This window comes from Janthinobacterium sp. Ant5-2-1 (assembly GCF_001445815.1).
GTDB classification, from domain to species: Bacteria; Pseudomonadota; Gammaproteobacteria; order Burkholderiales; family Burkholderiaceae_D; genus Janthinobacterium; species Janthinobacterium lividum_E.
Window position 1 is genome coordinate 59473 of record NZ_LNCE01000040.1, and the last position, 17465, is coordinate 76937.

General features: G+C 63.4%; 15 protein-coding genes. All 15 read left to right on the top strand.

Annotation, left to right across the window (positions count from 1 at the left end; all coding sequences use genetic code 11):
* Positions 1 to 201: 201 nt before the first annotated feature.
* Entirely contained in the window at positions 202 to 1194 is a 993-nt protein-coding gene (locus ASN89_RS14050) for a zinc ribbon domain-containing protein (RefSeq protein WP_058049676.1), read from the top strand.
* 49 nt (positions 1195 to 1243) lie between these two features.
* Positions 1244 to 1969 carry a hypothetical protein gene (locus ASN89_RS14055; RefSeq protein WP_152988564.1) on the top strand — a complete coding sequence of 242 codons (726 nt, stop codon included), beginning with the start codon at positions 1244 to 1246 and terminating at the stop codon, positions 1967 to 1969.
* A 64-nt stretch (positions 1970 to 2033) separates the two neighbouring features.
* Positions 2034 to 3149, top strand: coding sequence for a zinc ribbon domain-containing protein (locus tag ASN89_RS14060; protein WP_152988565.1), 1116 nt, complete (start codon positions 2034 to 2036; stop codon positions 3147 to 3149).
* A gap of 8 nt (positions 3150 to 3157) precedes the next feature.
* The gene (locus ASN89_RS14065) at positions 3158 to 4249 is read left to right on the top strand and encodes a hypothetical protein (RefSeq protein WP_058049679.1); all 1092 of its coding nucleotides are present in this window, start codon (positions 3158 to 3160) and stop codon (positions 4247 to 4249) included.
* Positions 4250 to 4410: 161 nt separating this feature from the next.
* Positions 4411 to 5292, top strand: a complete 882-nt coding sequence (locus ASN89_RS14070) for an EamA family transporter (RefSeq protein WP_058049680.1) — start codon at positions 4411 to 4413, stop codon at positions 5290 to 5292.
* Between the two features lie 206 nt (positions 5293 to 5498).
* The gene (locus tag ASN89_RS14075; RefSeq protein WP_058049681.1) at positions 5499 to 6458 is read left to right on the top strand and encodes a sugar ABC transporter substrate-binding protein; all 960 of its coding nucleotides are present in this window, start codon (positions 5499 to 5501) and stop codon (positions 6456 to 6458) included.
* A gap of 79 nt (positions 6459 to 6537) precedes the next feature.
* Positions 6538 to 8091 carry a sugar ABC transporter ATP-binding protein gene (locus tag ASN89_RS14080; protein ID WP_058049682.1) on the top strand — a complete coding sequence of 518 codons (1554 nt, stop codon included), beginning with the start codon at positions 6538 to 6540 and terminating at the stop codon, positions 8089 to 8091.
* Positions 8092 to 8109: 18 nt separating this feature from the next.
* A complete protein-coding gene (locus tag ASN89_RS14085; protein ID WP_046683216.1) occupies positions 8110 to 9081 on the top strand; it encodes an ABC transporter permease in 972 nt (323 codons plus the stop codon).
* Positions 9082 to 9090: 9 nt separating this feature from the next.
* The gene (locus ASN89_RS14090) at positions 9091 to 10149 is read left to right on the top strand and encodes a LacI family DNA-binding transcriptional regulator (RefSeq protein ID WP_058049683.1); all 1059 of its coding nucleotides are present in this window, start codon (positions 9091 to 9093) and stop codon (positions 10147 to 10149) included.
* The gene (rbsK, locus tag ASN89_RS14095) at positions 10146 to 11054 is read left to right on the top strand and encodes a ribokinase (protein WP_034753898.1); all 909 of its coding nucleotides are present in this window, start codon (positions 10146 to 10148) and stop codon (positions 11052 to 11054) included. Before ASN89_RS14090 ends, rbsK begins: the two co-directional genes overlap by 4 nt.
* Positions 11055 to 11058: 4 nt before the next feature.
* Positions 11059 to 11451 (top strand): D-ribose pyranase, encoded by a 393-nt coding sequence (rbsD, locus tag ASN89_RS14100; protein ID WP_034753900.1) that lies wholly within the window; start codon positions 11059 to 11061, stop codon positions 11449 to 11451.
* Positions 11452 to 11585: 134 nt separating this feature from the next.
* Entirely contained in the window at positions 11586 to 14387 is a 2802-nt protein-coding gene (locus ASN89_RS14105; protein WP_058049684.1) for an EAL domain-containing protein, read from the top strand.
* Between the two features lie 169 nt (positions 14388 to 14556).
* Positions 14557 to 14952 (top strand): DUF3597 domain-containing protein, encoded by a 396-nt coding sequence (locus ASN89_RS14110; RefSeq protein WP_058049685.1) that lies wholly within the window; start codon positions 14557 to 14559, stop codon positions 14950 to 14952.
* Between the two features lie 187 nt (positions 14953 to 15139).
* Positions 15140 to 15703: an alkyl hydroperoxide reductase subunit C gene (gene ahpC, locus ASN89_RS14115; protein WP_034753905.1), complete on the top strand. Its 564-nt coding sequence runs from the start codon at positions 15140 to 15142 to the stop codon at positions 15701 to 15703.
* 98 nt (positions 15704 to 15801) lie between these two features.
* Positions 15802 to 17397 carry an alkyl hydroperoxide reductase subunit F gene (gene ahpF, locus ASN89_RS14120; RefSeq protein ID WP_058049686.1) on the top strand — a complete coding sequence of 532 codons (1596 nt, stop codon included), beginning with the start codon at positions 15802 to 15804 and terminating at the stop codon, positions 17395 to 17397.
* Positions 17398 to 17465 lie beyond the last annotated feature (68 nt).

The following is a 17465-nucleotide window of genomic DNA, read 5'->3' on the forward strand; positions in this document are numbered from 1 at the left end:
AGGATGGGGCGGCGGACCGCCGTGGTGGCGGGATTTTTACCAATATTTAAAAATTGAATAGAGCAAAAGGCAATTTTCCCTTGTGGCAACTTGGTGTTTGAAAATATACTCGTTGAATATTTAGCCGTACGGCAACAAAGCTGCCATTCTGGCAAGCGCCAGCGTACGCGATTCCAGCGTTGATATGAAAAGAGATGCCAATTGAAATGCCTTTCCTGCCAGGCCGAGAATAAGCCGGGCGCCAAATTCTGCTCTTCCTGCGGCACGACGTTTGCCGTTGCCCCGGCCGCCGCCGCTCCCGTGCCAGGCAAATCCTGTGGCCAATGCGGCCATGACTGCAAGCCGGACGCCAAGTTCTGCCCCAAGTGCGCGTTCAGCTTTGCCGTGGCGCCCGTTGCCGCGCCGGTGCCGCCGCCGCTGCCGGAACCTGTCATCGAGGCCGTGATCGAGCCAGTTACTGAGCCCGTCGTTGAGCTTGTTGTTGAGCCGGTTCCGACGCCAGTGCCGGAGCTGGTCGCGCCACCGCCGCCACCACCTGTGCTGGAAAAGCGCCGTGCCGAGCCTGTGCCCGAACCTGTACCCGAGCCAGCTCCCGCCCCCGATGTGCCGGCGGACAGCCCGCCGGCTGGCAACCGCACGAAACTGATCGCCGCCGCTGTCGCAGCGGTGGTACTGCTGGGCGGTGCGGGCGCTTACTATTTCCTGTCAAGCAAGCCAACTGCCGCGGCGCCGGAACCCGTTCCAGCCTTGCCCGTGCAGGCGGACCCTGCGCCTGCAGCCGAGCAGCCGCTGGCCATCAGCGACCCGGTGCTCGATGGCGCCACGGCGACCGCGCCTGCGGCGGCCGCAGCCGAACCGGTGCCAGTGCCGGCCGCCGTTCCTGCACCAGCCTCTGTTCCGGCACCCGCGCCGGCACCCGCACCAGCACCGGCCCCCGTTGCGGAAAAACCGGCCAAGCCCGTCAAGGTGACACCGCCACCGGCGCCCGTCAAACAGACTAGTGGCCTGGAAAGCGTGATCACGGAGAGCCTGTCGGAAGCGAGCCATTGCATGAGCCAGCGCAAATACGACTGTGCCATTGCCAACGCGAATGCCGTGTTGCGCATGGAAACGGGCAACCGCCATGCGCTCGACATCAAGCGCAAGGCGAAGGAAGCGCAGGACAAGGCGCTGTCGCAAATCCAGATCGAGTAAGCCGTGTGGCTTGCCTCCCATTCCTATTTTGATCTTTCCGGAGAATAACGTGAAAAACTTGAAACAAATTGCCAAGCCCATGGTGGCGCTGCTGGTCGTGTCTTCGATGCTGGCCGGTTGCGCCGCGCCGGGCGGCCCTGGCGCCACGGGTAACACCACCGCTGCAGGTACGGAAGCGGCCAGCGGCGAATGCAATACGGCCATGCTGGCCGGCATCGGCGCCGTCGTGGGCGGCTTGCTCGGTGGTGGCAACAATACCGTGCGCGGCGCGGCCCTGGGCGCCAGCCTGGGCGCGCTCGCTTGCGTGGCCTTGAATTATCAAAGCCAGCAAGTCAAGACGTCGCAGCAGGTGCAGGCCGACTACAAGGTGGCCAACAAGGGCAAGCTGCCCGAGCAGTCGACCCTGGTGAAATACGAGACGGGCTTTACGCCATCGTCCGTGCGTCCGGGCCAGAAGGCGCAGACCAATTCGTATATCGAAGTGGCGGCCGGTACGCGCGATCCGAACCCGCTGGTGGAAGAGGAATTGAGCCTGTACAAGCCAAGTGGCGAACTGATCAAAACCGTGCGCAAGGTCGTCAGCAGCAATAACGGCAGCGGCGCCTACAAGGGCGGCTTCTCGATTCCCATGCCTGAAGGCGTGCCGCAGGGCATTTACCCGGTACGCACGGCCCTGTACCTGAATAGCAAGCGCGTCGGCGGCCAGGACGTCAAGCTGCAGATCGTCCAGCGCCAAGCGCCTGCATCCGATCTGCAACTGGCGCTGGCCTACTAACACAGCATGACCACGGGGCGGCCAGGCAGGCGGCCCCTTCCGATTTCCCCCTTCCAGGCCAGACATGACCATTTCCACAGAAGTACCTAAATCTCTTCCCTTTTCCTCCGCACTCGGTTCGTTGATCGAAGCGACCGACGCCATCAAGAATTTCCGCGCGATTGCCCTGCTGGCCCTGACCTTTATCGGCGCCGTGCTCGTCGGCGGCCTGCTGACGATGCTTGCCGGCAGCATGAGCAGCGTGCTGCTGGGCTTCCTGGGCGGCCTGATGGCTTTCCTCGTCATGTTTTACGGTTCCAACGCCGTGGGCATCCTGCTGATGCGCGATGCGCAAGGCCAGTCAGGCATGAGCCTGGTTGATGCCGTGCTCGTTTCGCTGTACACGAGCCACCGCCTGATCGCGGTCGTGTTCCTGGAATTTCTGATCGTGCTGGCGGCCATGATCGCCATTGCCATCATCTTGTTCGTCTGCAAGATTCCCGTGCTCGGCCCCGTGCTGTACACGGTCGTCTTCCCGCTGTCGGCCATCGTGCTGGGCGTGCTGGTGTTTGCGCTGTTCTACGTGATGCTGCCGCTGGCCGGCCCTGCCGCCTGGTCGGGCGCCACCGTGTTCCAGATCATTGCCCGCCTGAACCTGATCGTGCGCACCAAGCTGGTGTCCGTGATCCTGCTGGAAGTGCTGCTGTTCCTGATCACCTCGTTTGTGGCGCTGCTGATCTTTGGCGTGATCGGTACCGGCGTGTCGCTGACAAGCGGCATGTCGGCCGGCATCCTGGGCCTGGGCGGCCAGATGAACATGTATTCCCTCGCTTCGGGTCTGAGCGGCGGTTCCGGCTACATCATCGCAGCCGGTCTGGGCGGCGGCTTGCTGCTGGCGGCCGCGGCCGTCGTGCCTGGCCTGATCTTCACCAAGGGCGTGTGCATCATCTACCTGAACGCCACGCGCAATGTCGATTTCAGCGCTTCGGAAGCGAGCCTGAACGACGGCCTGGCCACGGTCAAGAAAAAAGCCGAAGAAGCGCGTGAACGCGCGCGTGCCCTGGCCGAACAGGCGACTGCGCCCGCCGCCCCGGCCACGCCGGCTGCCGCGCCCGTTGACAGCCTGCACTGCCCGAGCTGCAAGGCACCGGTCGCGTCCGATGACGTGTTCTGCGGCGAATGCGCGCATAAACTCAAGTAAGGCAGACCATGGCGCAATTCTGTAAACAGTGCGGCACCGCCCATGCGCCCGACGCGCGTTTCTGCGACGAGTGCGGCAAGGCCGTCAACGTCGCGCCGTCTCCGGCACCCGCCGCGCCCGCCAAACCGGCTGGCGCTGGCGTGCAGCGGCGCCACATCATGATCGCCGGCGGCGCGCTGGCGGTGGTCGTCGTGGCCGGTGGCGCGCTGGCGTGGCTGCTGGCGCCCGAGGCGGCGTCGGCCAGCAGTTTCAGCCGCGCCATCGACGCCCACCTGGCGACCGACGAGGCGGCACGCGACAAGCTGCTGTGCTTGTCCAACTTGCCGTACCAGAAGGAAGAAATCCGCGTGGCGTCGTACGACAGTTCCACTCGGCAATGGCTCGATATCCTCGTGCGTGGCGGCCTGTACAACGCTCCCGTCGAGCAAAGCAGCGGCGGTTGGATTGCGCAATCGCAATTTGTCTATGCGCTGGCCGCACCGGGCAAGGCGGCCTTGCGCGGCGACAAGCTGTGCGTGGCCAAGGGCGTGAAAGTGGCCAGTGTCAGCGGCTACGAGCAGGTGCGCGAGATGGGCGGGCAGCAGGTGGCGATGGCGACAGCCAAGCTGGCGCTGACCGATGAGGCGGCGTGGCTCGCCAAATCGCCGGACCGTGCGCTGATCCTGCAGCGTTTGCCACATGGCGTCCTGGAAGTGCAACTGCCGCTGGCGCTGGTCGACAAGCAATGGCAAGTCACCGACCGCGCGCAAATGCACGAGGCCGCCATGGCCATGGCGGGCGCCATGCGCAACGCGTCCGGCGCGCAAGGAGCGGGCATGCTGGACAAGCTGAAAAGCCTGTTCAGCTTTGGCGGCCACCCGCTGGTGGGCAAATGGAAGACCTCGGCGGGCGAAGTCCTGGAATTTACGCGGGACAGCATGATCGATGAACATGGCAAGGCAAGCAAGGCCACGTTTACCGCCGAGGGCAATGTCGTGACGATCCTCTCGGAAGAGCGGGGCGGCATGCCCATGCAGGTCAGTCTGAGCAACAGCAACAATACGGCAACGCTCATGCTTGGCGGCTTGCGGATCGCGGTCCTGCAGCGGGTGCGCGACTAGCCCATTTTCCAGACGGCGCAGCTTGTTGTCTCGCATCATCCCGGAGCCCGGCCATGCCGGGCTTTTTTACGCCCGTCTGGCGGCGACCCAACGCCAATTTATCTTGACATCAAGATAGTTTGCTCCCACACTGGTTTTTTATCTTGATGTCGAGATAGTCCATGCCTGCCTCTCCTGTCCGCCCCGCCTGGGGCGATATTCTGCTCACGGCGCTGGCGCCCCTGATCTGGGGCTCCACGTATATCGTCACGTCAGAACTGCTGCCGCCGGACCGGCCCTTCACGGCGGCCCTGATCCGCGTGCTGCCGGCCGGCTTGCTGTTGCTGCTGGTCATGCGGCGCTTGCCCGCGCGGCGCGACTGGGGCCGCGTGCTGATCCTGTCGGCGCTGAATATCGGCGTGTTCCAGGCGTTGCTGTTCGTCGCTGCCTACCGCTTGCCCGGCGGCCTGGCGGCCGTGGTGGGCGCCGTCCAGCCGCTGCTGGTGATGGGCCTGGCCTGGGGCGTGGAAGGGCGCCGTCCGGCCCGCCTGGCCTTGGGAGCCAGCGTACTGGGCGTGGCCGGCATGGGCGTTTTGTTATTGTCGCCGCGCACGGTGTGGGAACCGATCGGCATCGCCGCCGCGCTGGGCGGCACGGCCTGCATGGCGGCCGGTACCTATCTGACGCGGCGCTGGAAGCCGGACTTGCCCGTGCTGGCGCTGACGGGCTGGCAATTGCTGCTGGGCGGCCTGATGCTGGCGCCCGTCGCCTGGCTGGCCGACGCGCCGCTGCCGGCCTTGTCCTTGCCGCAAATATTGGCCTACGCCTACCTGTGCCTGGCCGGCGCCCTGCTGGCGTACGCGCTGTGGTTTCGCGGCATCGCCAGGCTGTCGCCCGTGGCCGTCTCCTCGCTGGGGCTGCTCAGTCCCCTGATGGCCGTCGTGCTGGGCTGGGCCTTGCTGGGCCAGGCCATGACGGGCTGGTCGATGCTGGGCTTGCTGCTGGTGCTGGCCAGCGTGCTGGCCGTGCAATGGGCCAGCACCCGACCCGCAACAAACTCCTGAATCCGTGCATTTCCCCTCGGCAGGCTGATCGCATCGGCCTGCCCGTTTCCCTCTGGGCGCTCCTTTTTGCTGCACCGCACATACAGTTTTGCTTGCACTGTAATAGGGCATTGAGGCACTATTCGCTTCGCGCAAACGTTTGCGCGCCGTAAAATTCCATAAAAGCATGATCTACACGTGCTTGACCAACAACTCTGGAGACGCTCATGACATCCCGTATTCGCCTGAAAATGATTGCCGCCGCTGTCCTGGTGTGTGCCTTGCCCGCCGTGCCGGCGATGGCGCAGACACCTGCCAAACCGAAGGTGGCGCTGGTGATGAAGTCGCTCGCCAATGAATTTTTCCTGACCATGGAAAATGGCGCCAAGGCGCACCAGAAGGCGAATGCCGCCAAGTACGACCTGCTGTCGAACGGCATCAAGGATGAGACGGATACGTCGAGCCAGATCAAGCTGGTCGAGCAAATGATCGTCTCGCGCGTCAACGCGCTGGTGATCGCCCCGGCCGACTCGAAAGCGCTGGTGCCGGTGCTGAAGAAAGCCATCGACGCGGGCATCATCGTCGTCAATATCGACAACAAGCTCGACGAAGGCGCCCTGAAAGAAAAGGGCATCAGCGTGCCGTTCGTCGGCCCGGACAACCGCAAGGGCGCCAATGTCGTCGGCGACTTCCTGGCCAAGCAGATCAAGAAGGGCGACCCGGTCGGCATCATCGAAGGCGTGTCGACGACCTACAACGCGCAGCAGCGCACCCTGGGCTTCCAGGATGCGATGAACGCGGCCGGCGCCAAGGTCGTCAGTGTGCAGTCGGGCCAGTGGGAAATCGCTCCTGCCAACACGGTGGCGGCCGCCATGCTGAACGCCAATCCGAATATCAAGGCTTTGCTGTGCGGTAACGACAACATGGCCATCGGCGCCATTTCCGCCATCAAGGCGGCCGGCAAGACGGGCAAAGTGCTCGTCGTCGGTTACGACAACATCAACGCCATCAAGCCGATGCTGGCCGATGGCCGCGTGCTGGCTACCGCCGACCAGTTCGGTTCGCAGCAAGCCGTGTTCGGCATCGACACCGTGCTGAAAGCGCTGGCGCAGAAGAAGAAACAGGCCGATCTGGGTGGCGTCATCGAAACCAAGGTCGAACTGGTCGCCAAGGGCGCCAAGTCCTGATCGTTTGATCCCGCCGGGGCCAGCGCCATAGCAACATTGCTGGCGCCGGCCCCGCCGTCTTTTGCCGCGGAGTTTTATCATGCCTACCGACATTCCCCCGGCGCCATCAGCCGCCACCCCTCTATTGACCTTGGATAATATCGGCAAATCCTATGTCGGCCCCGTGCTGGGCGGCGTGGGCCTGCGCTTCGCCCCTGGCCAGGTCATGGCGCTGACGGGCGAAAATGGTGCTGGCAAGAGCACCCTGTCGAAGATCATCTGCGGCCTGGAGCAAGCCACCACGGGCATAATGCTGCTCGACGGCAAGCCTTACCAGCCCGCCTCGCGCGGCGCGGCCGAAGCGCTGGGCATCCGCATGGTGATGCAGGAACTCAATTTGATTCCTACCCTGTCGATCGCGGAAAACCTGTACCTGAAAAACCTGCCGCAGCGTTTCGGCTTCATCGACCGCGCCCGTCTCGAGCGCGACGCGCGCGAACAGATGGAAAAAGTGGGCTTGGGCGGCCTCGACCCGTGGACACTCGTGGGCGAACTGGGCATCGGCCACCAGCAAATGATCGAGATCGCGCGCAATCTGATTGGCGCCTGCCGCCTGCTGGTGCTCGACGAGCCGACGGCCATGCTGACGCACCGCGAAGTGGAATTGCTGTTCCTGCAGATCGAGCGCCTGAAAGCCGAAGGCGTGTGCATCATCTATATTTCCCACCGCCTGGAAGAACTCAAGCGCGTGGCCGACCGCATCGCCGTGCTGCGCGATGGGCAACTCGTGTGCGACGACGATATCGCGGGCCACTCCGCCGCCGACCTGGTCGGCCTGATGGTGGGGCGTTCGGCCGACGATGCGGTGGACTTGAGCGGGCGCACCATCGGCGCGCCGCTGCTGCGCGTGCGGGGATTGGCGCGCGGCAAGGTCGTCAACCCGACCTCGTTCGACTTGCGCGCCGGCGAAATCCTCGGCATCGCCGGCCTGATCGGCTCGGGCCGCACGGAATTGCTGCGCCTGATCTTCGGCGCCGACCGTGCCGACGCGGGTGACGTGTTCCTTGGCGACAGCGAAACGCCGGCCGCCCTGGCCTCGCCGCAGGCAGCGGTGAAAGCGGGCATCGCCATGATCACGGAAGACCGCAAGGGACAAGGCTTGTTGTTGCGCCAGTCCATCGCCGTCAACACGACCCTGGCCTCGCTCGACACCGTCAGCGGCGCGGGCTGGCTCAACGATGCGTCCGAAGCGTCGGTGGCCGATGATTACATTCAACGCCTGGGCATCCGCTCGCGCAACAGTGCGCAAACGGTGGCGGAACTGTCCGGCGGCAACCAGCAAAAGGTGGTGATCGCCCGCTGGCTGTACCGCGACTGTCCCGTCATGCTGTTCGACGAGCCCACGCGCGGCATCGATATCGGCGCCAAGTTTGATATTTATCAGGTGCTGGCCGAACAGGCGCGCCAGGGCAAGGGCCTCGTCATTGTATCGAGCGACTTGCGCGAGCTGATGCTGATCTGCGACCGCATCGCCGTCATGAGCGCCGGCAGCATCGTCGAGACCTTCGAGCGCGGCGCCTGGAGCCAGGACGCGCTGCTGTCGGCCGCCTTCTCCGGCTATTTGACCCCCACTTCCACTCCAGCTGCGGCCTGATCCGCCGGAAAGATTCCCATGACCACCAATTCCTCTCCTTCGTATCTGCAGCGCAGCCTGGCCGACCTGAAAAACTATGCGGGCCTGATCGGCGCCCTGGTCGCCATGTGCGTGCTGTTCTCGTTCGCCAGCGAAAACTTTTTCACTTTGGCCACCTTGAGCACCCTGTCGAACAATATTCCGACCCTCGTCGTGATGGCTGTCGGCATGACCTTCGTGCTGATCATCGGCGGCATCGATTTATCGGTGGGTTCCGTGATGGCGCTGGCCGCTTCCGTGCTGTCGCTGGCCGTCGTGCACTGGGGCTGGCCCGTGTGGAGCGCGGCCCTGCTGGGCATGTTCGTCGCCGCGCTGTGCGGCGCCACCACAGGTTTGATTTCCGTCGGCTGGCGCATTCCCTCGTTCATCGTGTCCTTGGGCGTGCTGGAAATGGCGCGCGGCATGGCGTATCAAGTGACGAACTCGCGCACGGAATACATTGGCAGCGCCGTTGACGGCATCAGCTCGCCGATCGCGTTTGGCCTGTCGCCCGCCTTCATCGCCTCGATCGCCATCGTCGTCATCGGCCATTTGGTGCTCACGCGCACGGTGCTGGGACGCCACTGGATTGGCATCGGCACGAATGAAGAAGCTGTGCGTTTGTCCGGCATTAACACGAAGCCGTCGAAAGTACTGGTGTTTGCACTGATGGGCTTTCTTGCCGGCGTGGGCGCGCTGTTCCAGGTGTCGCGCCTGGAAGCGGCCGATCCGAACGGCGGCGTGGGCATGGAATTGCAAGTGATCGCCGCCGTCGTGATCGGCGGCACGAGCTTGATGGGCGGACGCGGTTCCGTCATCAGCACCTTTATCGGCGTATTGATCATTTCCGTGCTGGAAGCGGGCCTGGCGCAAGTGGGCGTGTCCGAACCCGTGAAACGCATCGTCACGGGCCTGGTGATCGTCGCGGCCGTGGTGCTCGATACCTACCGCCGTCGCGGCGAGCGTTCATAATACTGGCCCATGGCAACCATCAAACAAGTGGCGCAGGCGGCGGGGGTGTCGTTTACCACCGTGTCGCACGTCCTCAACAATACCCGCCCCGTCAGCGACGAGGCGCGCCGCGCCGTGCTGGCAGCGGCGGAGGCACTGCATTACGTGCCCAGCGCCTTGGCGCGTTCCCTGCGCAGCCGCAGCACGGGCACCATCGGCCTGATCATTCCGAATAATACGAATCCGTATTTCTCGGAAGTGGCGCGCGGCATCGAGGACAGCTGCTACGCGGCCGGCTACAGCGTGATTTTATGCAATTCCGATGACGACCCCGTCAAGCAGCGCGACTATTTAAATGTACTGTTGACCAAGCGCTGCGACGGCCTGATTTTGTCCGCGCTGGCCGACAGCGACGGCGAATTGCTGCGCAAGATGAAGGTGCCGGCCGTGCTGCTCGACCGCGCGCCCAGCGACCTGTCCATCGATGCGGTGGCCGTCGACAACCGCGCCGGCGGTGCCCTGGCCGCGCGCCATTTGCTGGGCCTGGGGCGCCGGCGTTTCGCCTGCATCGCCGGTCCCCGTGAAGTGAGCATTTCCAATGAGCGCATCGATGGCGTGCGCAGCGCCATGGCGGACGCGGGCGTAGTCCTGGACGACGCGCTGTGCCGCCATAGCGATTTCACGAGCGCGGGTGGCTATGCGGCCGCACTGGACCTGCTGGCGCTGCCGCCAGGCCAGCGCCCCGACGCCCTGTTCTGCTGCAATGACTTGATGGCCTTTGGCGCCCTGCGCGCCGCCGCCGAGCGCGGCATTGCCGTGCCCGGGGACCTGGCCGTCGTGGGCTTCGACGATATCGACTTGGCCAGTTTCGTGCATCCAGCCTTGACCAGCGTGGCGCAAAATACGCGCGAGCTGGGCCACATTACGGCCGCCTGCCTGCTGGCGCGTATCGCCGACCCCGCCTTGCCGCGCCAGCAGCGCAGCATCGCGCCCGCACTGCACGTGCGTGGCTCCAGCGTGGCGGCCGCTGTAACTTCTACCGCACTTACTTCTTCACCTGCAACTGAACTGATGGGAATGACATCATGATCGTGGTTATCGGCAGCATCAATATGGACCTGGTCTTGCGCGTGCCGCGCATGCCCCTCCCCGGCGAAACCCTGACGGGTGGCGCGTTTAGAACCATTCCTGGCGGCAAGGGCGCCAACCAGGCCGTGGCCTGCGCGCGCCTGAGCGGCAAAGTGGCCGGTGCCCAGCAAGTGGCCATGGTCGCTTGCGTGGGCGACGATGCGTTTGGCGCGACCCTGCGCGCGGCGCTCGTCGGCGACGGCATCATCGACAGCCACATCACGACCTTGCCCGGTGTCGCGTCCGGCATCGCCTCCATCCTCGTCGACGACAACGGCCAGAACAGCATCGTCATCGCCGGCGGCGCCAACGATCTGCTCAGTCCCGCGCATATCGACGCGGCAAAAGAGCTGATCGAGCAGGCCGACATCGTCGTGCTGCAGCTGGAAACCCCGATGGCCACCGTCGTGCACGCGATCAAACTGGCCCGTTCGCTGGGCAAGACCGTGGTGCTGAACCCGGCTCCGGCCGCCAGCTTGCCGGAAGGCGTGCTGGAACTGGTCGATTACCTGATTCCGAATGAAATCGAAGCGGCCATGCTGGCCGGCGTCAGCCCGGAAGGCGCGGACGTCAAGGCGCTGGCCGCCGCGCTGCAAAAGCTGGGCAGCGACAACGTCATCATCACCTTGGGTTCCAAGGGCGTGCACGCGGCCCTGTACGGCGGCGATTACACGTTCCCGGCCGAAGCGGTGAAAGCCGTCGACACGACGGCCGCCGGCGATACCTTCATCGGCGGCTTCGTGGCGGGCCTCGCGTCCGGCATGGACGAGGCCGAAGCGATCCAGCAAGGCCAGCGCGCGGCCGCCTGGAGCGTCACCAAGCCCGGCGCGCAAACGTCGATCCCCCACTTGCACGAGCTGTTCTGAATCCATGAAAAAATCACCGCTGCTTAATATTGCGCTGTCGCAACTGATCGCTTCGCTCGGCCATGGCGACATGCTCGTCATCGGCGACGCGGGCTTGCCCTCGCAGCCAGGCGTGCCCTTGATCGACCTGGCCCTGACGCGCGGCATCCCCGGCTTCATCGATACCGTAAACACGGTATTGAGCGAAATGCAGGTGGAATACCATTTGCTCGCCAGCGAGTTGCCGCAGCATAATCCGGCCATGGCGGCGCAGGTGGCGGCCCTGGCCTTGCCCGATGCGCGCCAGGTGACGCACGACGAGTTCAAGCAATTGAGCAAGGGCGCGCGCGCCATCGTGCGCACGGGCGAATGCAGTCCGTACGCCAACATCATTCTGGTGGCTGGCGTCGTGTTTTAACGCAAACAATGGTGTGATTGTTTGCTAAAAACATCAACGCTATTGTCCGCACTGAAATAATTATCCATCGGCAAAAGGGGCGGCTACAATAGCCTTACCCCTGCCAACGCGGCAGCTTCCTGTGGTGTCCCGCCATGCCGATGAAAGCCTCCGACGCTTTCCGCTGCTGTTTCATTCTGCTGCTGTGCCTGGCCACGCCCGTCCGGGCGCTGGAAGCCGTCTCCCTGCACCTCAATTTCACGCACCAGTTCCAGTTCGCCGGCTATTACGCGGCCATCGAGCAGGGCTATTACCGCGAGGCGGGGCTGGAGGTGAAACTGGTCGAAGGCAGCGGCGTGCCGCTTGCCGAGGCGGCCGTGCTGGCGGGCCAGGCCGAGTATGGCGTGGGCAACAGCACCTTGTTGCTCAGCCGCCTGGCGGGCAAGCCCGTGGTGGTGCTGGCCGTCGTGTTCCAGCATTCGCCCAGCGTGCTGCTGATGCGCCAGCAGGGCGGCGCACCCGACGTGCGCAAGCTGGTGGGGGCGCCCGTGATGATCGGTGCGGCCGTCAATGTGGCGGCCGCCTCCGATGAAGTGTCGCTATTCCTGGGGAAAATGGGCGTCGCGCCGCAGCAGATGCGCCACTTGCCGCCCAGCTACCGGATCGAGGATTTGATCGATGGCAAGGTCGATGCGATTGCTGCGTATTCCACCAATGAACCGGACTACCTGGACCGGGCGGGCTTTTCCTATTACCAGTTTACGCCGCGCACGGCCGGCATCGATTTTTACGGCGACAATTTGTTTACCAGCGAACAGGAACTGCGTCGCCATCCCGAGCGTGTCAAAGCGTTCCGCGCGGCCAGCCTGCGCGGCTGGCAATACGCGATGGCGCACCGCGAGGAAATGGCGCGCGTGATTCACGCCAAATACAGCCAGCGGCACGACCAGGCGCACTTGCTGTACGAGGCGCAGCAAATGGAATTGCTGCTGCAGCCCGTGCTGGTGGAGCTTGGCTACATGAATCCCCAGCGCTGGCAGCACATCGCCGACACGTACGCGGCCATGGGCGTGCTGCCGCCCAATGCCACGGCCAGCCGCGCCTACAAGGGCTTCCTGTACCGCCCCGTGCCAGGCGCCGACCTGGGCTGGCTGTACCTGTCGCTGGGGCTGGCGGGCAGCTTGCTGGCTGTGTCGGCCGGCTTCCACTTCAACAACCTGGCGCGCGAGCGCCGCCGCACGGAGGAAACCATCCGCCAGGGGGAATTGCGCTTTCGCACCATGTTCGAGGAAGCACCCATGGGCATCGCCCTGATCGATACCGTGAGCGGACAGTTTCTGGATATCAATCCGCGCTATCTGGCCATCGCCGGACGCACCTTGGAGGACATGAGGCGCTCGAGCTGGATGGAGATCAGCCATCCCGACGATGTGGCCGGCGAGCAGGCGCACGTGGCGCAGCTGCTGGCGCGGCACCTGCAGGGTTTCCGCCACGCCAAGCGCATCGTGCGTCCCGATGGCGGCGTGGTGTGGGTCGATGCCTCGGTGACGGCCATCGCCACGGCGCGCCACGGCGGGCCGCACCACCTGTGCATGCTGGAAGACGTGACGGACAAGCGGCAAACGGAAGCGCTGATCTGGCAGCAAGCCAATTTCGATACTTTGACGCAATTGCCGAACCGCCGCATGTTCCACGAGCGCCTGCGCCTGGCGCTGGCCCAGGGGCGGCGCGATGCGAGCCGCGTGGCCATCCTGTTCATCGACCTCGACCATTTCAAGGAAGTCAACGACACGCTCGGCCACCACCAGGGCGACATCTTGCTGATCGAGGCGGCGCGGCGCATCCGCGTGGGCGTGCGCGAGACGGACACGGTGGCGCGCCTGGGCGGCGATGAGTTCACGGTGATCCTGTCCGACATCGACGATCTGCAGCAAGTCGACCGCATCGCGCGGCAGATACTCGACGGCTTGCTGGCGCCGTTCCTGCTGGGACAGGAGCAGGCCTTCGTTTCCGCCTCGATCGGCATCACCCTGTATCCCGATGACGCGGGCACGATCGAGGATTTGCTCAAGCAGGCGGACCAGGCCATGTATGTGTCGAAAGGCGCGGGGCGCAACCGCTACAGTTACTTTACGCCCGCCATGCAGGTGGCGGCCGTCAACCGCATGCGCATGGGGGCGGACTTGCGCACGGCCCTGCGCGAACAGCAGATGCAGCTGTACTACCAGCCCATCGTCGAACTGCACAGCGGCAATATTTCCAAAGCGGAAGCCTTGCTGCGCTGGCACCATCCGCAGCGGGGTATCGTGTATCCACCCGATTTCCTCGCGCTGGCCGAAAGCAGCGGCCTGATCGTGGAGATCGGCGACTGGGTGCTGCGCACGGCGGCCACGCAACTGCTGCACTGGCGCGCGCAAGGCCAGGTCATCGGCTTGCCGGGGCTGCAACTGTGCCTGAACCAGTCGCCGCTGGAACTGCAGCGCGAAGTGGAGGCGCCCGGTACCTGGCTGCGCCAGCTGATGGCGCTCGATGTGCCGGCCTCGGCCATCGTGCTCGACATGCGCGAAGATGTGCTTTTACCTAACGGCAATAGCATGGCGCCGCGCCTGCAGCATTTGCGCGAGGCGGGCCTGCAGATCGCCCTCGATGATTTTGGCAGCGGCCATGCCTCGCTGACGCAATTGCAGCAGTGCGGCATCGATTACCTGAAGCTCGACGGCGTGCTGGTGCGCAAGCTGGCACACGGCGCCAGCGAACTGGTGCTGTGCGAAGCCATCGTCACCATGGCCCACAAGCTGGGTTTGCAAGTCATCGCCGAAGGCGTGGAGACCGAAGCGCAGCGCGCGCGGCTGCTGGAAATCGGCTGCGACTTTGCGCAAGGTGAGCTGTTTGCGCCAGCGCTGGCCATCGAAGCGTTCGACGCGCTGCTGCACGCCCGGCGACCTTTGCACCCTTGAAACAGACCCAGTCGGCCACCAGATCTGGCGCAAGCCTGCGGGACGGGGCTTCCGGCTTGAACGGGCTTATACTCGATGGGCTGGCGCCTGCGCCCGGCGTTGCTGTCATGGGTCCTGGACCTAGTGCGCAGGCAAACCTTCTTCCATTCACTCAACTCGAGGTGACCTCATGGGCATTTTCAGCAATATCTATAACAAGATCTTCCACCATTCGTCCGACGCCGCCCCGGCTGCCACGCCGGCCGCCGCCACGACAGCATCCGCAGCAGCACCGGCGGCAGCACCCGCACCAGCGGCTGCCGCGCCCGTCGTGGACGTGGAAGTGGTGCTGGTCGACCTGGCCAGCAAGAACGCGGAAAAACTCAATTGGCGCACGTCCATCGTCGACCTGATGAAATTGCTGCAACTCGACAGCAGCCTGGCCGCGCGCAAGGAACTGGCGCAAGAGCTGCATTTCACGGGCGACACCAATGATTCGGCCAGCATGAATATCTGGCTGCACCGCCAGGTGATGATCAAGCTGGCGGAAAACGGCGGCAAAGTACCGGAAGAACTGAAGAACTAAACACCTGGCGGCGGCAGGGGTATCCACTGTCGCCGCTATCCAATCGCGTGGGAACTGCCTATCATGGAGTTCCCATCATGTCGTGATAGCTAAAACCAATTGAAACTATTGCGACAATCAATTTTGCGTATGGGCTAAAACCCCTTACACTAGAGTCTTACTGATTCACCACACGAGAGGAAATGAAATGTCGCTGATCAATACCCAAGTTAAACCATTCAAGGCAACCGCATACCACAATGGCAAATTCGTCGACCTGACGGAAGCATCGCTGAAAGGCAAGTGGTCGGTATTCGTCTTCTACCCAGCTGACTTCACCTTCGTTTGCCCAACCGAACTGGAAGATCTGGCCGATCACCACGCTGAATTCCAGAAGCTGGGCGTCGATGTCTACGGCATCTCGACCGATTCGCATTTCGCGCACAAAGCATGGCACGATACCTCGGACGCGATCAAGAAAGTGCAATACGCACTGATCGGCGACCCAACCGGTACCCTGTCGCGCAATTTCGAAGTCATGATCGAAGAAGAAGGCATGGCACTGCGCGGTACCTTCGTCATCAATCCGGACGGCTTCATCAAAGTGCTGGAAGTGCATGACAACGGCATCGGCCGTGACGCATCGGAACTGTTGCGCAAAGTTAAGGCAGCCCAATACGTTGCCGCTCACCCAGGCGAAGTTTGCCCAGCCAAATGGACGGAAGGCGCAGCAACCCTGACCCCATCGCTGGACCTGGTCGGCAAGATCTAAGTCTCGATGCAACACGTAGCAAACAAGTAGTTACCGCGATGCCGGACCGGGCGTCCGGCCCGGCATTCGCCTAAATATTTGTAAAGGAAGAAAAAATCATGTTAGATGCAACCCTCAAAACCCAACTGAAATCCTACCTGGAAAAAGTGGTGTATCCGCTTGAGCTGGTCGCTTCTCTCGATGACAGCGCAAAAGCCCGCGAGATGAAGGAATTGCTCCAGGAGATAGTCCTGTTGAGCGACAAGATCACGCTGGTCGAGCGCCTTGACGCTGGCGTACGCGCCCCGTCGTTCAGCATCAACCGTACCGGCTCGGACATCGGCGTGCGTTTCGCCGGCGTACCGCTGGGCCACGAATTTACCTCCTTGGTGCTGGCGCTGCTGCAAGTGGGCGGCCACACCATCAAGTTCGACGAGGCCGTGATCGAGCAGATCCGCAACCTCGACGGCGACTACGAATTTGAAACGTTTATTTCGCTCTCGTGCCATAACTGCCCGGAAGTGGTGCAGGCCTTGAATGCCATGGCGGTGATCAACCCGCGCATCAAGGTCACCACCATCGATGGCGGCGTCTTCCCGAAAGAAGTGGAAGAGCGCCAGATCATGGCCGTGCCGATGATGTTCCTCAATGGTGAACACTTTGGCCAGGGCCGCACGAATGTCGAGGAAATCCTTGCCAAGCTCGACACGAATGCCGGCGCCCGCCAGGCGGCAGCGTTGAACAAGAAAGACGTGTTTGATGTGTTGATCGTCGGCGGCGGCCCTGCCGGCGCGGCAGCGGCCATCTACGCAGCCCGCAAAGGCATCAAGACGGGCGTGCTGGCCGAGCGTTTCGGCGGCCAGGTGCTCGACACCCTGGCCATCGAGAACTTTATTTCGGTCAAGGAAACGGATGGTCCGAAGTTCGCCATGGCGCTGGAACAGCACGTCAAGGAATACGAAGTCGACATCATGAACACCCAGCGCGCCGCGAAATTGACGCCGGGCAAATTGGTGCAGATTGAAACGGCGAATGGCGCCATCCTGAAAGCCAAGACCGTCATCCTGGCCACCGGCGCCCGCTGGCGCGAAATCAACGTGCCGGGCGAGAAGGAATACCGCAACCACGGTGTCGCCTACTGCCCGCACTGCGATGGCCCGCTGTTCAAGGGCAAGCGTGTGGCCGTGATCGGCGGCGGCAACTCGGGTGTGGAAGCGGCGATCGACTTGGCCGGTCTCGTGAAACACGTGACCCTGATCGAGTTCGGCGCGGAATTGCGTGCCGATGCGGTGCTGCAACGCAAGTTGCACAGCCTGCCTAACGTGACGGTGATCACGTCGGCGCAAACGACCGAGATCCACGGCGATGGCAAGATCGTCAATGGCCTGAGCTACACGGACCGCGTCAGCGGCGAGCCGAAAAAGGTCGAGCTGGAAGGCGTCTTCGTGCAAATCGGCCTGGTGCCGAACACGGAGTGGCTCAAAGGCACGGTAGCGCTGTCGCGCCACGGCGAAATCGAAGTGGACGCCCGCGGTCAGACCTCGATCCCCGGCGTGTTTGCGGCCGGCGACGTCACCACGGTGCCGTACAAGCAGATCATCATCGCCACCGGCGAAGGCGCCAAGGCAGCTTTGTCCGCCTTTGACCACCTGATCCGCTCGGACGACGAGGAAGTGGTCGAAGAGTCGGCAGCGAAAGAAGCATTGACGGCGTAAATCTTCACGCTGAAAAAAACCGGAACGGCCGCGATGCCCTTCCGGTTTTTTTTATGCGTAGAAGAAAC

Coding starts and splice junctions, on each gene's coding strand:
- ASN89_RS14105 (WP_058049684.1), top strand. CDS start 11,586: ATGCCGATGAAAGCCTCCGACGCTTTCCGCTGCTGTTTCATTCTGCTG.
- ASN89_RS14060 (WP_152988565.1), top strand. CDS start 2,034: ATGACCATTTCCACAGAAGTACCTAAATCTCTTCCCTTTTCCTCCGCA.
- ASN89_RS14110 (WP_058049685.1), top strand. CDS start 14,557: ATGGGCATTTTCAGCAATATCTATAACAAGATCTTCCACCATTCGTCC.
- ASN89_RS14090 (WP_058049683.1), top strand. CDS start 9,091: ATGGCAACCATCAAACAAGTGGCGCAGGCGGCGGGGGTGTCGTTTACC.
- ASN89_RS14080 (WP_058049682.1), top strand. CDS start 6,538: ATGCCTACCGACATTCCCCCGGCGCCATCAGCCGCCACCCCTCTATTG.
- ASN89_RS14085 (WP_046683216.1), top strand. CDS start 8,110: ATGACCACCAATTCCTCTCCTTCGTATCTGCAGCGCAGCCTGGCCGAC.
- ahpC (WP_034753905.1), top strand. CDS start 15,140: ATGTCGCTGATCAATACCCAAGTTAAACCATTCAAGGCAACCGCATAC.
- ahpF (WP_058049686.1), top strand. CDS start 15,802: ATGTTAGATGCAACCCTCAAAACCCAACTGAAATCCTACCTGGAAAAA.
- ASN89_RS14065 (WP_058049679.1), top strand. CDS start 3,158: ATGGCGCAATTCTGTAAACAGTGCGGCACCGCCCATGCGCCCGACGCG.
- ASN89_RS14070 (WP_058049680.1), top strand. CDS start 4,411: ATGCCTGCCTCTCCTGTCCGCCCCGCCTGGGGCGATATTCTGCTCACG.
- rbsD (WP_034753900.1), top strand. CDS start 11,059: ATGAAAAAATCACCGCTGCTTAATATTGCGCTGTCGCAACTGATCGCT.
- rbsK (WP_034753898.1), top strand. CDS start 10,146: ATGATCGTGGTTATCGGCAGCATCAATATGGACCTGGTCTTGCGCGTG.
- ASN89_RS14075 (WP_058049681.1), top strand. CDS start 5,499: ATGACATCCCGTATTCGCCTGAAAATGATTGCCGCCGCTGTCCTGGTG.